Source organism: Arthrobacter sp. SLBN-112 (genome assembly GCF_030944625.1).
Classification (GTDB): domain Bacteria; phylum Actinomycetota; class Actinomycetes; order Actinomycetales; family Micrococcaceae; genus Arthrobacter.
The window spans coordinates 2796634-2813844 of record NZ_JAUSXY010000001.1 but is presented as its reverse complement, the minus strand read 5'-3'; the positions used below and the strand labels follow the sequence as shown (position 1 = coordinate 2813844).

Below are 17211 nucleotides of genomic sequence, written 5' to 3'. Positions count from 1 at the left end.
TCAGGTGCCCTGCCCGTGCTCGACGGCGAAATCACCGCCGGGATACATGACCGTTTCGTGGCCGTCGTCGAACCGGACCAGGTAGGGCGGGCCGCCGCCCGGGCCGCGCACCTCCAGGACCACCCCGTGCCGGTCCGCGGACCCCACGTTCCTGCCGCGCACCACAATCCGGTCACCTTGGGCTGCCTCCATGGCAATCACCTCCACGCCCCCAGAGTACGACGCGAGGACACGCCGGAACAGGGCCGCATGGCAGGATTCCGGTATGCCGTTGAACCTCCTCATGCTCGCCGATACCCATATACCCAAACGCGCCAGGCACCTGCCGGAACAGGTGTGGTCCGCCGTCGAAAACGCCGACGTGGTTTTCCACGCCGGCGACTGGGTGGAGGCGGCCCTGCTCGACGAATTCGAACGCCGGAGCAAGCGGCTGCTGGCCGTCCATGGCAATAACGACGGCCCGGAGCTGCGCCGGCGCCTGCCCGAAACGGCAACTGCCACCCTGGACGGAGTCCGCTTTGCGATGGTCCACGAGACCGGCCAGGCCGATGGACGCGAACTTCGGTGCGAAGCGTTGTACCCCGACGCCGATGTCCTGGTGTTCGGCCACAGCCATATCCCGTGGGACACCGTGTCTCCGGGCGGCCTTCGGCTGCTGAACCCCGGATCGCCCACGGACCGGCGACGCCAACCGGCCTGCACCTACATGGAGGTGGTGCTCGACGCAGGCCGCCTTGCCGAGGTCAGGCTGGTGAAAGTCCTGCGGTGACGCGCTTGGCAGGCCGGCTTCGATTGCCTAGGGTGGAACCATAAGCAAGCTTAGTTTTTGTCGAATGCCCTTCCGCAATGACAGGCTGCTTCGTAGCCCGGGCAACAGAACAGCCCGCTTCCCGCGCGAACAGGAGGACCACCATGACTGACCAGTACACCTTCCGCAACCCCGTGACTGCCTACGAAAAGATCTCCCCACCCAAGCAGCACCAGCCTGAGCCGGGCCTTGACGCAGAGCTTGAGCCGAGGGCCGACCTGGGCGAGGAAACCTACCGCGGCACGGGCCGGCTGGAGGGCCGCCGGGCCATCGTCACCGGCGCCGACTCCGGCATCGGCGCCGCAACGGCCATCGCCTTTGCAAGGGAAGGCGCCGACGTCGTGCTTTCCTACCTGCCCCAGGAAGAGGAAGACGCCTCGCGCATCGCCGGGATCATTGAGGCTGCAGGCCGCAAGGCGGTCAAGGTGCCGGGCGACCTCAAGGACTCCGCAGCGTGCCGCGAACTGGTGGACACAGCCGTGGCCGTGCTGGGCGGGGTGGACCTCCTGGTCAACAACGCAGGAAAACAGGTTGCCCAGGAAGACCTGCAGGACATTTCCGACGAGCAGTTCGACCACACGCTGAAGACCAACGTCTACGCCATGTTCTGGGTGACCAAGGCTGCCGTGCCACATCTGCCTGCCGGGTCCACCATCATCAACACCACGTCCATCCAGGCCTACAACCCGTCGCCAACCCTGGTGGACTACGCCACCACCAAGGCCAGCATCAACAACTTCACCAAGGGCCTGGCGCAACAGCTTGCGCCCAAGGGCATCCGGGTGAATGCGGTGGCACCAGGGCCCATCTGGACCCCGCTGCAGGTGAGCAGCGGCCAGCCCAAGGAGGCGCTGCCCGAGTTCGGCCAGTCCACTCCCCTGGGCCGCGCCGGCCAGCCCGCTGAGCTGGCCCCCGCTTACGTCTTCCTGGCCTCACCCGAGTCAAGCTACGTGGTGGGCGAAACGCTGAACGTCAACGGCGGCAGCCCCACGCCCTAGCATCCTTCCACGGCCCCCGGCGGGTGCCCTGTTATTCTGCCGCGTCCTGGCCGGCCAGCAGGTCATCGGTGGCGGTGTCGGGTTCGCCATCGAAATATTGGGCCAGGACCGTCTTGAACACTGTTTCTCCGGGCGCGGCCCGGAGAAACAGTGTCATGGACGAGCGGAGCTTTTGCGCGTCGATTCCGCCAAGGATGTCCGACGCCGAACGGCCGGCATGGGTGGTCAAGGCCAGGGCGCACTCGAGCAGCCTTGGACCCAGGACGTGGTGGTCCAGGTAGGCGCGGGCTTCAGCCAGTGACGAGATGGCGTACTTGCGTGATGTGGTGCTCTGCCCCAGCCCGGCAATCTGGGGAAAAATGAACCACATCCAGTGGCCGGTCTTATTGCCGAGCTGCAGCTCGGCCAGCGCGTGCCCATAGGTGCCGCCGCTTTCTTGGGCGGTGACGAATCGTTCCAGGTCAAAAGGTTCACTCATGGGGGTCTCCTTGTGGGGTGCGGTTCACGGCGTCAACTCTTTTTCCAGTTGGCCTGCTGCGGTTTGGAGCTGCGGGTCCGGGTCTTCGCGCCATCGCGACAGGACGGCGGAGGCCCGCTGGCGTTCGCGGCCGCCCAGGCCGGCCAGCAGGGGTACCAGGACGTCAGAAACCAGGGGCTCGGCCAGGTCGGGCGCCTGGGCCGAGCGAAGGAAGCCCTCCAGCCGGGTCAGGTCCGAGTGCCGCAGCAACCGCACGTTCGTTTGCAGCAGTACCACGGCGGCCAGGCGGCGTTCGAAGACCGGCCGTGAGCCGGGCTTCGGCTGGCCCCACAGGGCGGAGGCCAGCATTACCGTGGCGTCGTGGCCCATGTCCTTGAACTTCCGGATGGCGTCCCGGACGGTGCCGCGGACTGCACCGATCGAAGATCCGTAGGAGGCCAGTGCCCCGCCCAGCCGGTTGCCCACCTCGTCGGCCCGGTACCAGGCCCCCTCGTTCCGGAGGGTCCGGTCGATGAAGTCAGCAGCCGCGGCGACGTCGGTCATTTCGGTCATCGCCCCCGCCCCGCGGACGCATGCCGGATGCAAAATGGGGTCCACGGCCGCGCTTCGAGCCTGCCGTCCGAGATGGGCTCGCCGCAGACGGCGCAGGTTCCATAGGTACCGTTGGCCAGGCGGGCCAGGGCTGCCTCCACCTGGTCCAGCCCGGCTGAACTTTGCTTCAACAGTACCGAGGCCTGCGAGAGTTCGAAGGCGATCGTGGCGCCTTCGGGATCGTGCTCGTCGTCGACGTTGGAGTTTTGGCGCGCCGAGTTGGCCGCGTCGATATCGGCCCGCAGCGCCGGCAACAGTGCCAACCGCCGGGCCCGTTCGTCTTCGAGCAGCATCCTGAACCGTTCGAAATCTGGCATGCGGAAAGCCTAGCGCGTCAGTCAGTACCAGTTCAGGGCTACCGAATGGCTCCAGGCGCCGCACGGGGAGCCGTAGCGGTCGCTGATGTAGCCGAGCCCCCACTCGATCTGCGTCCGGTAGCTGGTCAGCCAGTCGCTTCCGGCGCTGGCGTACTTGCCGGGCGGCAGCGCCTGGGCTATGCCGTAAGCACCGGAGGAGGCGTTGGTGGCGGTGGTCAGCCAGCTGGATTCTTTGGTCCACAGCTGGGCCAGGCACTGGAACTGGTCCGGGCCCCAGCCGAAGGCACCCAGGCGCCCGGAGGCATAGGCCTTGGCACCGGCCGGATCATTGACGGCACCGCCGGGGACGGAGGGAACGACGACGGGCGGCGGGCTTGGCACGGCCGGCTGCGGCGGACTGCCGGGAACCGGGTCGGCCGGCGGGGCGGGGTTTGCCGCGTTGCCGGCCGGAGCGGCGGGCGCGGGTTTGGGCTGCCGGGCTGCGGCCGCGGCTGCCTGCGCTGCGGCTTCAGCCTGCTGGCGGGCCTGTTCCGCCGCGGCGGCCCGCTTGGCTTCCTGGGCTGCTTCATAGGCAGCCAGCGCCGCCTGGCCCTGTCGGTACTCTCCTTCGAGGGCCGCCGTCGTTCCCTTCAGCGAGGCCAGCTGGGCGGTCAGTTCGCTGCTGTGCTGCTGTTCGTCACTGACCTGCCGGGCGAGCGTGTCCTGGGCGGAGCGGGCCGCGTCCAGTTTGGCTTTTGCTTCCCCGGACAGGCGTTCGCGCTCACTGCGGGCCGCTTTTTCCTGTTCCGCCAGTGACGCGGCAACTTTGCCGGCGGCCGCAGCTTTGTCCACCAAAGCCGCCGTCTTGTCGCCCACCAGTTGGACGAGGTTGAGCCCCTGGACGCTGTTGTTCTGCAGGGCATCCAGGGCCACGAAGAACCCTGTATTGGTCCCGCCCGTCTTGTACGACTGGACGGCAAGGGCACCGATCTCCTTGCGATACTTGGCCAGTTCGTCGTTGGCGCGGGCGGCTTGGGCGGACAATGCGTCCAGCCGCGTTGACGCCGCCTGAAGCTCGGCGTCGGCCGCGGCATAGTCCGCGGCTGCCCGGACGGCAGTGTCACCGGCCGCTTCCGATTGGGCTTGGAGGCCGCTCAGCAGCCCGTTGATGGTGGTGATCTCCGCCGCTTTCGCCGCCTCGGAAGACTGCGCCTGCTGCACGTCAGCCCAGGACGGGTATCCACCGGGCGGTGGAGGCTCGTCCGCGGAGGCAGGCAGCACCGTGGCCGCTGCCACCGCGATGGCGAGCAATCCCCCCATCAGCGGGGACTTGGGCATGGTCACGAACAGGGGCATAGTCCCGAAGCATACCGGCGACACGCCGGGGCGGAAAGACGGCCGTGCCCGCTTTGTTACCCGGAGGGGCCGCCACCGGATCAATCTCCGGTCGATGCCGGGCGGAAGGGCCACATCCAATCGTTTGCAGAATACGAGAGACAAAGCTCGTATGTTACCTAAACGTGACAATTGGGGCGTCCGCGGGTTATGGTCTTCTGGTGTCCCTCCCAAAACGGGACATTCCCATCAGTTTGCCGAGCCCTGCCGCTGATACCGGGATTCAACCGCTTTCATGCTGGCAGGGACGGGGGAACCAAGTTTCCACGACCTTTTGAGGTCTTGGGGTTAAGTCGGACAGCTCCTCCGCCCACCGCGGAGATGTGTTCGGCCGGGTATCTCCAACCCGAACCCGACAGCTCACCCCGCAGGCATGGGAGAGGCGATCTACCGTGTCAAAAAATCTCACCACTGCCCGCCACCGCGCGACTCCGGCCCGTTCCATTGCGCTCGAGGGCCTCGCCCTGACCGCCAAGTCGCAGGCCCGTTCGCTGGGCCGTCCGGCCCTCGCGGTTGCGGCCGCGTCCGGCATTGCCTTCGGGGTCGGCGCCCCGGCCCACGCGGGCGTGACTGGCGCGGACACCACGGAGCAAACTAATGTCCAGGCCACCGCAGCGCCGGCAGTTGCTCCGGCTGGCGCGGCAGCAACCGTGCACACCGTCGTTTCCGGGGATACCCTGGGCGCGATTTCGGCAGCGTACGGGGTCAGCCTGAACGACGTCCTGGCCGCCAACGGCTTGGGCCTGTCGTCCATCATCTACCCCGGCGACCAGATCCGGATTCCCGGTGCAGGCTACGTGGCAGCACCGGCTCCGGCCCCTGCAGCGGCGCCAGTCCAGGCGGCAGCTGCCACCGCACCGGCAAACACCGGCATGAACATGTCCTACGCTTCCGCTACTCCGGTGGCTTCCACCACCGGCACCGGGACCGGGGCCGCCATCCTGGCGTCCGCCTACAGCCAGATCGGTGTGAGCCAGGACTGCACTGCCATGGTTGAGAAGGCCCTGCGTTCGGTGGGCAAGAGTGTCGGCGATCTGGCGCCCACCCAGTTCTTCCAGTACGGCAGCGTGGTCGGCAGCCCGGCACCCGGGGACCTGATTATCACCTCGGGCCACGTGGGTGTGTACGCCGGCAACGGCCAGGTTGTGAGCGGCGGCGTCAACGGGTACACCACGCAGGTGCACTCCATCAGCTGGCTCAGCGGCTACTCAGTGGTCCGCGTAGCCTAAGCCTTCGCACAGCGAAGCCGGCTTCTGACAGGAGGGCGGCAGCCGGGTTTCCGGCTGCCGCCCTCCTGTCGTCCTGCTGCGGGCCTCATTCCGTGGCGGATCAGGTCCCGCAGAAGGTCGTGTACGAGCCGAAGCCCTCCGGGGCCCCTTCCATGTAGCGCTCCATCCCGGCCCGCTCGGTGAAAGGATCGGTGACGGCCTCGAGCAGGCGGTGCAGCGGGGCCAAGTCTCCTTCCGTGCCGGCGGCGAGGGCTTCTTCCACCAGGTGGTTCCGCGGAATGTACGCCGGGTTGACGTTGTCCATCAGCCCCGCATCGGGTTGCAGTGCCAGCCACCGCTCAGCCCAGGCGTCGAAACCGGCTAAGTCCAGCACCATCCCGCGCACGGGGCGCAGGTCGCCGCGGGCGGCCTTGCCGAGGTTTCGGAAGAACAGCGTGTAATCCACTGGGCCGTCTTTGAGGATGGCCACCGCATCATCGACAACGCCTGACGCGGCGTCGTCGCTTCCGTTGCCGCCGGCAAGGCCCAGTTTGGATTTCATGCCACCGGTCCACGCCTCGCTGTACTGTCCACGGAATCCGCCGAGCACCTCCACCGCGGGAGCAACGGCCTTCTCCTGGTCCTCGTCGATGAGCGGGAGCATCGCCTCGGCAAGACGGGCAAGGTTCCATTCAGCAAGGACCGGCTGGTTGGCGTAGGCGTAGCGTCCACTGACGTCGATGGAACTGTAGACGGCCGCGGGATTGAAGGCGTCCAGGAAAGCGCACGGGCCGTAGTCGATGGTTTCCCCCGAGATGGTCATGTTGTCCGTATTCATGACCCCGTGCACGAATCCCACCAGCATCCACCGGGCCACCAGGCTGGCCTGTGCGGAGACGACGGACGAGAACAGTGCCAGGTAGGGGTTTGGGGCTTCGGCGGCCAGCGGATAGTGCCTGCTGATGGCGTGGTCCGCCAACCGCTTCAGGAGGTCCATGTTTTCCGTGGCCCGGGCGTACTGGAAACTCCCAACCCTCAGGTGGCTCCGGGCCACCCGCGCCAGGACAGCACCGGGCAGCATGCCCTCACGCCGGACCTGCCGCCCCGTTGCCACGACGGCGAGCGAGCGGGTGGTGGGTATGCCCAAGGCGTGCATGGCTTCGCTGACAAGGTACTCGCGCAGCATGGGCCCGACCACCGCCCGGCCGTCCCCGGCGCGGGCGAAGGGGGTGCGCCCTGAGCCTTTGAGATGGACGTCCAGCAGGCGTCCGGTGCGGTCCGTGACTTCCCCCAGCAGGAGCGCGCGTCCGTCGCCGAGCAGTGGCGAGTACCCGCCGAATTGGTGACCAGCGTACGCCTGCGCCACCGGGGTGGCACCGGCGGGAACGTGGTTGCCCACGAGGAGGCGCACCCCTTCGGGACTCCGGAGGTATTGCGGGTCAAGGCCCAGGTCTGCTGCGAGCTGTTCGTTCAGGACCAGGAGTTCGGGGCCTGGCGCTTCCTCGGCCTGCCAGGGAACAGCGAGTTCCGCCAGTTCACGGGCGAAGCGGCCATCAAAGGTGACCGTGGATTCAGCTGCTGCCGTCATGGGTTAACCCTATCTCCGTGGTGCCGCCTGGCGCCTGCCGCGCGTCTTTCCGCCTGCGGGGAACGGCAATCCGCTGCAGGTCCCGGGCTGCGATGACCACGGCTTCCGGGGCCCGGGCCTGGGAACGCTCATCGCCCCAAGCGCGGCCGAACCGACGCTGCCCTCGCGCAGCAGTCGGCCGACATCCGGCCCTTCGATTCCCGCCGCCCGCAGCCGGTCCGGCGCGAAGGTGCGCCCGTCAGGCTCGGTGAGCCGGTAGCCTGATCCCCGTGCACGTGCGTGAGGCAGATCCGGGTGGGAACCTGGGACACGGGGCCCAGCACCACGAGTTCACGCACTGCCGGCGTCTGCTCCCGCGCCGTGCAGCCCCTTGGCGTAGGCGGCCTGGCCGGCGTGCTGGAGGCAGTCCGCAAGGATGCTGACCAGCCGTACCCCCAGGGTTACCGGCGGATCCCAGCGCTTGTCCACCACCCGGTCCAGATCCGGGTCGTCCAGGCCAACGAGGACCCTGGCAGTCTGGCGGTGGACGGCTTCGTAGTACTCCAGCAGGAGTTCACGGGGGGCCATGACGGCATCCACCTGCCCGCTGGAGTGGCCGTAGCCCGTGTCATTGTCCGCGAGTGACAGGCCAAAGCGGGATACGAAGCCTTCCGACGTCCAGACCTGCTCCAACTCCCAAGCGGAGGCGACCTGCGCATCCTCCACCCGGCCCAGGTGCCACACCAGCCAGGCAATTGAATTGCCACGACCGGAAGGACGGTGCTGAAGGCGTTCCCCATCGAGCCCGTCGAGCACCTGCCGGACCAGGCCCGGGAGGCGGTCAAAGGCCTCGAGCAGCAGTTCTTTGGATTGCATTGCCCTACTCCCCGGTTGAAGCTTCGTCCTGCAGCAAGGGGTCCTCCTGCCAGCGGTCAGGATTGTTCTCGGCAGCTCCGGGGTAGTTGTCCGGTTCTCCCTTTACCGGGTCCAACTCCAGGGACGGCCCGGCGCCGGGAGTCTGGTCGAGAAGTATGTCCTCTTCCTGCACAACTTCCAGTTCATTGTCGGGAACATTCTGTTCAGTCATGATGATGCCTTTCTCGTTGACCGCGGCGGACAATAGTAAGCGTACTGAGTAACCGTGGCGCCTGTGAACAGCCGGCACATCCGACACCCACGCCTGTTACGGCTTTCCGCGGCCGTGGGGTACAAGGTATCTAAAGGTGCACCATTTCGTGGGCCGGAGTTTGACGGCAGGCAAGGAGAACCCATGGAACGCAATGTATCCCCGGACGGGCGTGGGGCAGAACCGTCCTGGCAGCCGTCCTTCGCTGCGCGGATGTCAGCGCTGTGGGCTGACAGCTTGGGCCGGGCGAGCATCCGGGCGGTCCAGACGCTCTCGCTGCTGGCGCTTGCCTGGGTGGTGGTGGTGGCCGCCACCCGGGTTCCGCTGGTAACCATCCCGGTCCTGGTGGCCTTGATCCTGGCCTCGGCAATGGCTCCTGCAGTGCGGTGGCTCGCCGCACGGGGGTTCCCCCGGGCCCTTGCAGTGCTGTCTTCCTTCCTGGTGATCATCGCCGTGGCTGCCGGGGTGGTGGGCGGCATCATTGCGCTGGTCCGGCAGCAGGCCTCGGTGCTGGCAGCCCGGGCCGAGGCGGGGATTGGCCAGCTGCAGCAATTCATCACCACCGGACCCGTCGCGCTGACCAATGCGCAGATTGACGCGGCCCGCAGCGAATTCCAGAAGTTCCTCGCCGGGGGAACCCTGGGAGCCGATGCGCTGACCGGGCTCAGGACCGCCGGGGAGATTGCCGCCGGCACGGTCCTGACGGCTGTCATCCTGTTCTTCTTCCTCAAGGATGGCGAGAAAATCCGGATGTTCGTTATCGGGTTCCTTCCCGGGAACCACCAAGGAAGGGCACAGCTGGCGGCAGAACGCAGCCTCCTGGTACTCGGCGGCTACGTCCGGGGCACCCTGGTCATTGCCGCGATCGATGCAGTCCTGGTCCTGGTGGGGCTGCTGATCCTCCGGGTCCCGCTGGCCGTCCCGCTGGCAGCCGTGGTCTTCCTGGGCGGGTTCATTCCGATCATCGGGGCAACCACCGCCGGCAGCCTCGCCGTGCTTGTTGCGCTCGTGGAAAACGGACCGGTTCCCGCACTCATCGTGCTGGTCATCCTGGTGGCCGCAAACCAGTTCGAACACCACATCCTCCAGCCTGTCTTCATGGGCCGCGTCCTGCGGATCCACGGGCTGGTCATCATCCTGGCGTTGACGGCCGGGGCAACCTTGGCCGGGGTGGTCGGGGCCCTGCTCGCCGTCCCGCTGGCCGCCGTCGGATGGACCATCTACAAGACCGTCGCCGAACGGGAAGCAACAGCGGGGGAACCTCCCACTCCGTCCGGGCCCGCGACTTAAGGTCCCCCCGCGCACCGGCTTCGGTGACTTTCGGCCCTAGAGTGCCGATGGGGCGGGGGCCAGTCTTGAAGGGCAGGAAGACCCTTCACGACAAGCAGGAAGTGCGGCCATGTCATCACAGAAACCAATCGCCGTGGGCACCAACGATTCAGCACAAAGCCAGGCCGCTGTCTTGTGGGCAGCCCGCCGTGCCCATCGCGCCAACCTGCCACTGGTGATCGTCCACGTGGTGGATGACCGATGGATCGCGGAACCGTACCCTTGGTTCGGAACCCTCCAGCAGGCCGGCGAGGAACTCCTCAAGACCGCCGCCGGACGCCTCGAAGGGTCCGTGCCGGTGACCCCCGCCACGGAAATGCTCACCGGAAGCGTGGGCGGGGCCTTGGCCAAATATTCCAAGAAGACCTCCATGATGGTCATCGGCTCCGGCAGCGGGCACCTTGGCGGCGCCCTGGCCGACCGCGCACTCCAGGTTGCCACCGCCGCCAAGGTTCCGGTCGCCGTCATCGGAACCCAGGACCTTGAAGGCAGGACCGGTGTGGTGGTTGGCGTGGATGGATCCGCGGAATCGACCCAGGCCGTCGCATTCGCTGCGGCCGAAGCAGACCGCAACGGTGACGAACTCACGGTCGTCTACGCCGTCAATGTCCCGGACCCGGTCATCGATGCCGGCCTGACACCCGCCGCCCTCGCAGACCTCATCGTCGATGAAGAACGCATCGTCCTCTCCGAGACCGTTGCCGGGCTCAAGGAAGACTACCCGGACCTGACGGTGCAGCAGCGCCTTGTATCCGACCGCGGCCCGGTGGACGCCCTCGTGGATGCCGCCGCGGGGGCCCGCCTCCTGGTGGTGGGCAGCCGCGGGCGGGGCGCCTTCAAACGCCTGCTGCTGGGTTCAACCGCCCATGGCGTGCTGAAGCACCTTCCGTGCCCCACGATCATTACCCGGACCCAGGCCGTGAAGGACACCATCTAGCCGCAGAGCCCGCAGGCCGTCTTCCCAACCTGTCCATTTCCCCACCTGGAAGGTCCGGCGTCATGAAAAAACCCGCCGCAATCATCATGCTGATCCTTGGGATCCTACTGACCCTCCCGGGCCTTGCGGCGCTGGCGGGAGGCGCCGTGGCTTCCGCTGTGGGGTCGATCCAGGGAGACGGATACCTCACCTCCGGTACGTCACGCTTTTCCGTGAACTCATTCGCCCTGACCTCCCCACGCACCGACACCATGGGCCAGGAAGTGCCCGGCCGGCTTCCCTTTGACATTGGCAGGGTGCGGCTGCGGGCTGAATCCGTGACACCCGGCAAAGCGGTCTTCATCGGCATCGGCCCGCAGGCCGACGTCGAAAAGTACCTGGCCGGCGTGCACCACTCCGAACTCCTCAACGTCTACCAGCGGCCTTTCCGGGCCGATTACCGCGACGTTCCCGGGAACAGTCCTGCCGCACCGCCGGCAGACCAAGGCATCTGGAGTGCCTCGGTGTCGGGCTCCGGCGAGCAGGAGCTCACGTGGAACCTGGCCCCAGGAACCTGGGAAATCGTGGTGATGAACGCTGACGCTTCATCCGGCGTGGACGTCCAGCTCCAGGCGGGCTTCCACTCAGACCTCTTCCGTCCGGCAGCAACGGGCCTGCTGGTGGCCGGGATCATCGCCCTGCTGATAGGGATACCCCTGATCATTTTCGGCGCGGCAGGACTTGGCCGGCATTCCGTACCCCCGAGGGGTGGGCCCGAAATGGGCGCGCCGGCAACTGCCGGACCGGCGATGGCCATGGCCGGGCCCGGCTACCCGGCCGGACCGGCCCAGCCTGGAGGCCCGGCGCAATCGGGGGCATTTGCCGCGCCCCAGCCCGTCGCGCCGGTACCGGTTCCTCCGACAAGGTACCCGGCCAGGCTCGTCGGCGAACTTGACCCGGGACTTTCGCGCTGGTTGTGGCTGGTCAAGTGGTTCCTGGCGATTCCGCACTTCATCCTGCTTTTCTTCCTCTGGTTCGCTTTCGTGATCACCACGATCGTGGCCGGATTCGCCATCCTGTTCACCGGCCGGTACCCGCGGGCGCTGTTCGACTTCAACGTCGGCGTGATGCGGTGGAACTGGCGGGTGGCCTTCTACGCCTACGCCGCCGTCGGAACCGATCTCTACCCGCCTTTCACGCTGAGGCGCACCAACTATCCTGCCGACTTCGATGTGGACTACCCTGAGCGGCTGTCGCGCGGCCTGGTCCTGGTGAAATGGTGGCTCCTGGCCATCCCGCACCTCCTCCTGGTGGCGGCGTTCGCGGGAACCACAGGAACCGTGTGGAGGTGGCGGGCAGAGGACAACGTCATCGGCAGCACCTACGAAGGCGGGTCGGGCCTGTCCCTTCTGGGCCTGCTGGTGTTGATTGCGGCGGTCATCCTGTTGTTCACCGGCCGCTACCAGCGCCCGCTGTTCGACCTCATCCTCGGCGTGGACCGCTGGATCTACCGCGTCCTGGTGTACACCTCACTGATGCGGGACGAATACCCGCCGTTCCGGCTGGACCAAGGCGCCGGCGAGCCCGGGTTGGCCCCGGCGACTCCCCCGGCAGGTCTTCCGCCCGTTGGGGCCGGGCGGCCGCCGGCGGTTGGGCCGCAGGCGACGGGGCCGGCGCAGTGACCTTCGCCCCTACCTCCCGGTCCCGGGGTAAGACGATGATGGGCGTGACCGTACGGGTCCGATGAGGGAGCAGACATGAGCGTTGCCGGGGCACCAATAGCCAGCATTGTGGTGGGCGTCGATGGATCTGAGGCGTCCGTGGAGGCCCTCCGGCAGGCCCAACGGATGGCCATTCCCTTGGGCGCCAAGGTTCAGGCAATAGCTTGCTGGGACTACCCCCAGGTGTATACCGGCTACGTGATGATGGGCGTCGAGGGCTTCGAGGAAGGCGCCAAAGCAGTCCTGGACGAGGCGGTGACGCAGGCCTTCGGCGCCGAAACGCCGTCGAACGTCACCTCGACCCTGGTCCGGAGCCATCCGCGGGAGGCGCTGATCGACGCCAGCCGCGACGCCGACATGATCGTGGTGGGGCGCCGCGGGCACGGCGGATTCGGCGGCTTGCTGCTGGGCTCGGTGAGCTCCGCCGTCGTCGCCCACGCCCACTGCCCGGTGCTGGTGGTGCACACCCCGGAGACCGGCTCCGGCGATTCCCAGGCCTCCTGAACAGACGGCGCCAAAGAACATCAGCGTCCGGGGCGGGTGACGGCAAGTGCCGGTGAATGAAGTACGACGACGGGCGCTCGCCCTGGCGATCGCCGGCGCCTTGGTGGTCCTCGCCGTCGTCGTGGTCCTCTTTCGCACGGCGCCGGCTGGCAGCCCGCCGCCGGCGACCCCTGCGGCTCCCTCGGCCGCACCGCCCTCCGCACAGCCCACCCAGTCCGCGTCCGCAAGCGTGGATGCCGCCCCCGAAACGTCACTGCCAAGGGAGACGGACACGCCCGAAGCGGGCGAAGTCCCTGTGGAGCCGCCGGTCACGGTGCCCTCGGCCGCCGGGCCCGCGCCCTCCGATGTACCCGAGGAACCGGCTGCTCCCCCGCCGCCGGCGCCGTTTCCCGAATCCCTCCGCGGCCAGGACGTTACTGTCGTTCCAGGGGCCGGCCGCACCGTAGCACTGACCTTTGATGCGGGAGCCAACGCGGCAGGTCTGCCAAAGATCCTGTCCACCCTCGCCGCCAAGGGCGTTGCCGGCACCTTCTTCCTGACCGGCAACTGGGCCGCCAACAATCCGCAAGGAGTGGCGCAGATTGCCGCGGCCGGGCACCGGGTGGCAAACCATTCCATGACGCACCCCGGGTTTACCGGACTGCCTGACGACGCGATCGTCCAACAGGTGCGTGGCGCGGAACAGACCATCCTGGCGGAAGGAGCAGACCCCAGGCCACTGTTCCGGTTCCCTTATGGCGAACGCGACGCGCGGACCATCGCGGCCGTCAACTCCCTGGGCTATGTGGCCGTTCGATGGACGGTGGACACCCTGGGCTGGAAGGGCACCAGTGGGGGCGCCAGCGTCCAGGCGGTGGTTGATCGTGTCCAGGCGGGGCTGCAGCCCGGGGAAATCGTCCTGATGCACATCGGTTCGAACCCCGACGACGGCACCACGCTCGACGCCGACGCCCTGCCACAGGTCATCGACCGCCTCAGGGCTGCAGGGTACGGGTTCATCACCCTCGATGCCGTTCTGGGGCGTTAGCCTCAGGCCCGGCCCATCCATGGCGAAGAGGAACCCGGCACGGACCTCGCCGGCACGCACCCCCGGCCCTGCACATCATGGACTGCCCGTCCACGAGGTGGTGCTGCTGCTTGGCACGGACACCACCATAGGCCTGGACCCAAACGAAGTGGCACGCCGGCGGGCCCAGTTCGGCGCCAACGCGCTTCCCCGGGGACGGAGCCGGGGTATTGCCACCAAGCTCGGGCGCCAGTTCAACAACCCGCTGGTATACGTCCTGCTGGCGTCCGCCGCGGTAACCGCCTTCCTTGGCGGGTTCCTGGACTCCGGGGTGATCCTTGCCGTGGTCCTGGTCAATACGCTGATCGGTTTCATCCAGGAGGTACGGGCGGAGTCGGCCCTGGATGCCCTTCATTCGATGGTCCGCACCCACGCGGCAGTCTTGCGACGCGGCCAGAGGTTGCGCGTTCCCTCCGAGGACCTGGTGCCCGGCGACCTGGTGCTTTTGGAAACGGGCGACAAGGTGCCCGCCGACCTGCGCCTGGTCCGCTTGTCAGCCATGCGGGTGGACGAATCCGCCCTGACCGGCGAGTCCGAACCCGTGACCAAGGACGAGGTGGTGCTCCCCCGGGCCACGCCCGTGGCCGACAGGAGGAACATGCTGTACAGCGGCACCCTGGTGACCGCCGGCACCGGGGCAGGGATCGTCGTCGCGATCGGCGGCGAAACCGAACTCGGCGAAATCCACCGGCTCATCGGCGCCGTCCGGCCCGAGCCCACACCGCTGACGCGCAAGCTGGCACGATTCAGCGCAACGCTCACTGCGGCCATCCTTGCCTTGGCGGCGGTGGCCTTCCTTGCCGGCGTGGCCCACGGTGAACAGCCGGGACAAATGTTCACCGCCGCCGTCGCCCTGGCTGTGGGAGCCATCCCGGAAGGCCTGCCCGCCGCCGTGACGGTGACCCTCGCCATCGGTGTCCGCCGGATGGCGCGGCGCCGCGCCGTGGTCCGCCGGCTTCCGGTCGTGGAGACATTGGGCAGCACCACCGTGATCTGTTCGGACAAGACGGGAACCTTCACCGAAAACCAGATGACCGTCCGCGTTCTCTGGACTCCCGCCGGCAGGTATGACGTGACAGGTACCGGCTATGGTCCGGAGGGACACATCATCCCGTCAGGTGTACGGCACGCCGGCGGTGCAGCGCAACCTCCGGCCACGGTGGTACACGACGGCATCCGGGACGAAGCCCTGCGGTGGTGCCTCCTGGCCGGGGCCGCATGCAACGACGCCGCCGTCCGCCGCGAGGGAACAACCTGGCAGGTGCGCGGAGATCCCACCGAGGCTGCGATGCTGGTGGCCGCCGGGAAGGGTGGCATCAAGGTCGGCGAATTCCTCGCCGGCTGTCCTCGGGAGGCGGAGCTGGCGTTCACCTCGGAGCGGCAGTTCATGGCCACAATGCATCGCTCCACGCATCCCGACGGCCCGGGATTCGTGTTCGTCAAGGGCGCCGTGGAACGGGTCCTCGAACTCTGCGGCGGCGAGATGGACATGCACGGCGACGTCAAGCCACTCCGAAAACAAGCCGTGTTCAGTGCTGCACATGCACTTGCGGACAGCGGGCTGCGGGTGCTGGCGACGGCCATGATGCGCCTCCCGGCCGGCACAGGCGCCAGTGCCGCCACGGAGCTGCGGGGCCGGGCGACCTTGACCGGGCTCCAGGCAATGCACGATCCGCCGCGGGACGCGGCTGCGGCATCAGTCCTGGCGTGCCGACGCGCCGGCGTGGCCGTCAAAATGATCACCGGCGACCATGTCCGGACCGCCCTGACCGTCGCCGCGGCAGTGGGGCTGATCGCCGATGCAGGCCCCGGAACGGCACTCACCGGCGCGGAACTGGACGCCATTCCAGCCGACCGGCTGCCCTATGCAGTGGAACAGGCCACGGTGTTCGCCCGGGTCTCCCCGGAACAGAAGCTCCGCCTGATTCGGGCCCTCCAGTCCCGAGGCCAAGTGGCCGCCATGACCGGGGACGGCGTCAACGATGCGCCCGCCCTCCGCCAGGCCAACGTGGGCATTTCAATGGGACGCAGCGGAACCGAGGTGGCCAAGGAGGCCTCGGACATTGTCCTGACCGATGACGACTTTGCCACCATCGAGGCTGCCGTTGAAGAGGGACGGAACGTTTTCGACAACCTGACCAAGTTCATCGTCTGGACCCTGCCGACCAACATGGCCGAGGGGCTGGTGATCTTGGCGGCCATCCTGGTGGGCGGCACCCTCCCTATCCTCCCCACCCAGATCCTGTGGATCAACATGACCACAGCTGTTGCCCTTGGCCTGATGCTCGCCTTCGAACCGAAGGAACCAGGACTGATGACCCGTCCCCCGAGGGCACCGGACCGTCCGATTCTGACCTGGGCCCTCACCGTGCGGGTCATGCTCGTCTCAGCCCTTTTGGTCGCGGGCGCCTGGTGGCTCTTTGAGCATGAACTCACCGTGGGCGCATCGGTTGCCCAGGCCCGGACGTCTGCGGTGAATCTCTTCGTGGCCGTTGAGGTCTTCTACCTCTTCAGCTGCCGGTCCCTGACCCGGCCGGTGTGGCGAATGAGGCCGTTCGGCAACCCCTGGCTCCTCCTCGGCGTGGGCGTCCAGTCCGCCGGACAACTGGCCCTCACCTACGTTCCCGTGATGAACGAGCTCTTCCATACCGCCCCCATCAGCCTGGACGCCTGGCTGCGGATCTTCGGCCTGGCCCTGCTCGCTTCCCTGGCGGTCGCCGTCGACAAACGCCTGCGACGTCGGGGTTTCTAGGTCCCTGCCCCGCTGGCCCAGGCGCGGCGGCGGATCCGCCCGGACCGGCTCCGGTGCCGGCCGGAACGGGACCAATGGCTCTGCCTGGGATCCCCGCGCAATCCAATACTGGAAGGGAAGGCATCCGGTTGGCGGCGGCCTTCTGTGAATCGGAGGTCGGGGAAGTGTACGGCTGGAACGACGGCATGGGCCTGTGGGGCTATGCCCTGATGAGCATCAGCATGGTGGTGGTCTGGGGAGCGATCATCACCGGCATTGTCCTGCTGGCCCGCTCGTTGCGGGCCCCCTCCCCGCATAATCCACAGCCGCCGTCCCCGCGGATCGCGGAGGACCTGCTCGCGGAGCGTTTCGCCCGCGGGGAGATCGATGTTGCGGAGTACCAGAACAGGCTGGCCGTCCTGCGCGGCCACCCGGGCAGCTGAGCCAATGTCTCCGGCAGGAAACGGACATCGGGAG

At 67.6% G+C, this 17211-nt stretch carries 18 protein-coding genes and 1 riboswitch; of the genes, 10 read left to right on the top strand and 8 right to left on the bottom strand.

Features of this window, described 5'->3' with window-relative positions; translation table 11 throughout:
* Positions 1-192, bottom strand: a complete 192-nt coding sequence (locus QF050_RS13220; RefSeq protein WP_308932170.1) for a DUF1918 domain-containing protein — start codon at positions 190-192, stop codon at positions 1-3.
* Positions 193-265: 73 nt separating this feature from the next.
* Here QF050_RS13220 and QF050_RS13215 point away from each other — a divergent pair, with 73 nt between their 5' ends.
* Together QF050_RS13215 and QF050_RS13210 are read left to right on the top strand one after the other, a co-directional pair.
* Positions 266-769, top strand: coding sequence for a metallophosphoesterase (locus QF050_RS13215; RefSeq protein WP_308930822.1), 504 nt, complete (start codon positions 266-268; stop codon positions 767-769).
* A gap of 143 nt (positions 770-912) precedes the next feature.
* Positions 913-1806 (top strand): glucose 1-dehydrogenase, encoded by an 894-nt coding sequence (locus QF050_RS13210; RefSeq protein WP_308930821.1) that lies wholly within the window; start codon positions 913-915, stop codon positions 1804-1806.
* Between the two features lie 31 nt (positions 1807-1837).
* Here QF050_RS13210 and QF050_RS13205 read toward each other — a convergent pair whose 3' ends face one another.
* The 4 genes from QF050_RS13205 to QF050_RS13190 are packed head-to-tail and all read right to left on the bottom strand — an operon-like array spanning position 1838 to position 4527.
* A complete protein-coding gene (locus QF050_RS13205) occupies positions 1838-2284 on the bottom strand; it encodes a DUF1810 domain-containing protein (RefSeq protein WP_308930820.1) in 447 nt (148 codons plus the stop codon).
* Between the two features lie 24 nt (positions 2285-2308).
* Positions 2309-2836 carry a DNA alkylation repair protein gene (locus QF050_RS13200; protein WP_308930819.1) on the bottom strand — a complete coding sequence of 176 codons (528 nt, stop codon included), beginning with the start codon at positions 2834-2836 and terminating at the stop codon, positions 2309-2311.
* Complete coding sequence (locus QF050_RS13195) at positions 2833-3192, bottom strand: TraR/DksA C4-type zinc finger protein (RefSeq protein WP_308930818.1); 360 nt, start codon at positions 3190-3192, stop codon at positions 2833-2835. Before QF050_RS13195 ends, QF050_RS13200 begins: the two co-directional genes overlap by 4 nt.
* 21 nt (positions 3193-3213) lie before the next feature.
* Entirely contained in the window at positions 3214-4527 is a 1314-nt protein-coding gene (locus QF050_RS13190; RefSeq protein WP_308930817.1) for a lytic transglycosylase domain-containing protein, read from the bottom strand.
* A gap of 254 nt (positions 4528-4781) precedes the next feature.
* A riboswitch (cyclic di-AMP (ydaO/yuaA leader) is annotated at positions 4782-4955 on the top strand.
* A gap of 3 nt (positions 4956-4958) precedes the next feature.
* Here QF050_RS13190 and QF050_RS13185 point away from each other — a divergent pair.
* Positions 4959-5795 (top strand): LysM peptidoglycan-binding domain-containing protein, encoded by an 837-nt coding sequence (locus QF050_RS13185; RefSeq protein ID WP_308930816.1) that lies wholly within the window; start codon positions 4959-4961, stop codon positions 5793-5795.
* Between the two features lie 100 nt (positions 5796-5895).
* Here QF050_RS13185 and QF050_RS13180 read toward each other — a convergent pair whose 3' ends face one another.
* The 3 genes from QF050_RS13180 to QF050_RS13170 form a co-directional block, all read right to left on the bottom strand.
* Positions 5896-7362: a protein adenylyltransferase SelO family protein gene (locus QF050_RS13180; protein ID WP_308930815.1), complete on the bottom strand. Its 1467-nt coding sequence runs from the start codon at positions 7360-7362 to the stop codon at positions 5896-5898.
* Between the two features lie 330 nt (positions 7363-7692).
* Complete coding sequence (locus tag QF050_RS13175) at positions 7693-8217, bottom strand: DUF664 domain-containing protein (RefSeq protein ID WP_308930814.1); 525 nt, start codon at positions 8215-8217, stop codon at positions 7693-7695.
* A gap of 4 nt (positions 8218-8221) precedes the next feature.
* On the bottom strand, positions 8222-8428 hold the full coding sequence (locus QF050_RS13170) for a hypothetical protein (protein ID WP_308930813.1): 207 nt from the start codon (positions 8426-8428) through the stop codon (positions 8222-8224).
* Positions 8429-8611: 183 nt separating this feature from the next.
* On the opposite strand from QF050_RS13170, the gene QF050_RS13165 reads away from it, so the two are divergent.
* The 7 genes from QF050_RS13165 (at position 8612) to QF050_RS13135 (ending at position 17177) form a co-directional block, all read left to right on the top strand.
* Complete coding sequence (locus tag QF050_RS13165; RefSeq protein WP_308930812.1) at positions 8612-9757, top strand: AI-2E family transporter; 1146 nt, start codon at positions 8612-8614, stop codon at positions 9755-9757.
* 109 nt (positions 9758-9866) lie between these two features.
* Entirely contained in the window at positions 9867-10733 is an 867-nt protein-coding gene (locus tag QF050_RS13160; protein WP_308930811.1) for a universal stress protein, read from the top strand.
* A 62-nt stretch (positions 10734-10795) separates the two neighbouring features.
* Positions 10796-12394: a DUF4389 domain-containing protein gene (locus QF050_RS13155; RefSeq protein WP_308930810.1), complete on the top strand. Its 1599-nt coding sequence runs from the start codon at positions 10796-10798 to the stop codon at positions 12392-12394.
* A gap of 75 nt (positions 12395-12469) precedes the next feature.
* Complete coding sequence (locus QF050_RS13150) at positions 12470-12937, top strand: universal stress protein (RefSeq protein WP_308930809.1); 468 nt, start codon at positions 12470-12472, stop codon at positions 12935-12937.
* Between the two features lie 46 nt (positions 12938-12983).
* Positions 12984-13964, top strand: a complete 981-nt coding sequence (locus tag QF050_RS13145) for a polysaccharide deacetylase family protein (RefSeq protein ID WP_308930808.1) — start codon at positions 12984-12986, stop codon at positions 13962-13964.
* 19 nt (positions 13965-13983) lie between these two features.
* Positions 13984-16755, top strand: coding sequence for an HAD-IC family P-type ATPase (locus QF050_RS13140; protein ID WP_308930807.1), 2772 nt, complete (start codon positions 13984-13986; stop codon positions 16753-16755).
* Positions 16756-16919: 164 nt separating this feature from the next.
* Positions 16920-17177: a hypothetical protein gene (locus QF050_RS13135; RefSeq protein ID WP_308930806.1), complete on the top strand. Its 258-nt coding sequence runs from the start codon at positions 16920-16922 to the stop codon at positions 17175-17177.
* Positions 17178-17211: the final 34 nt, after the last annotated feature.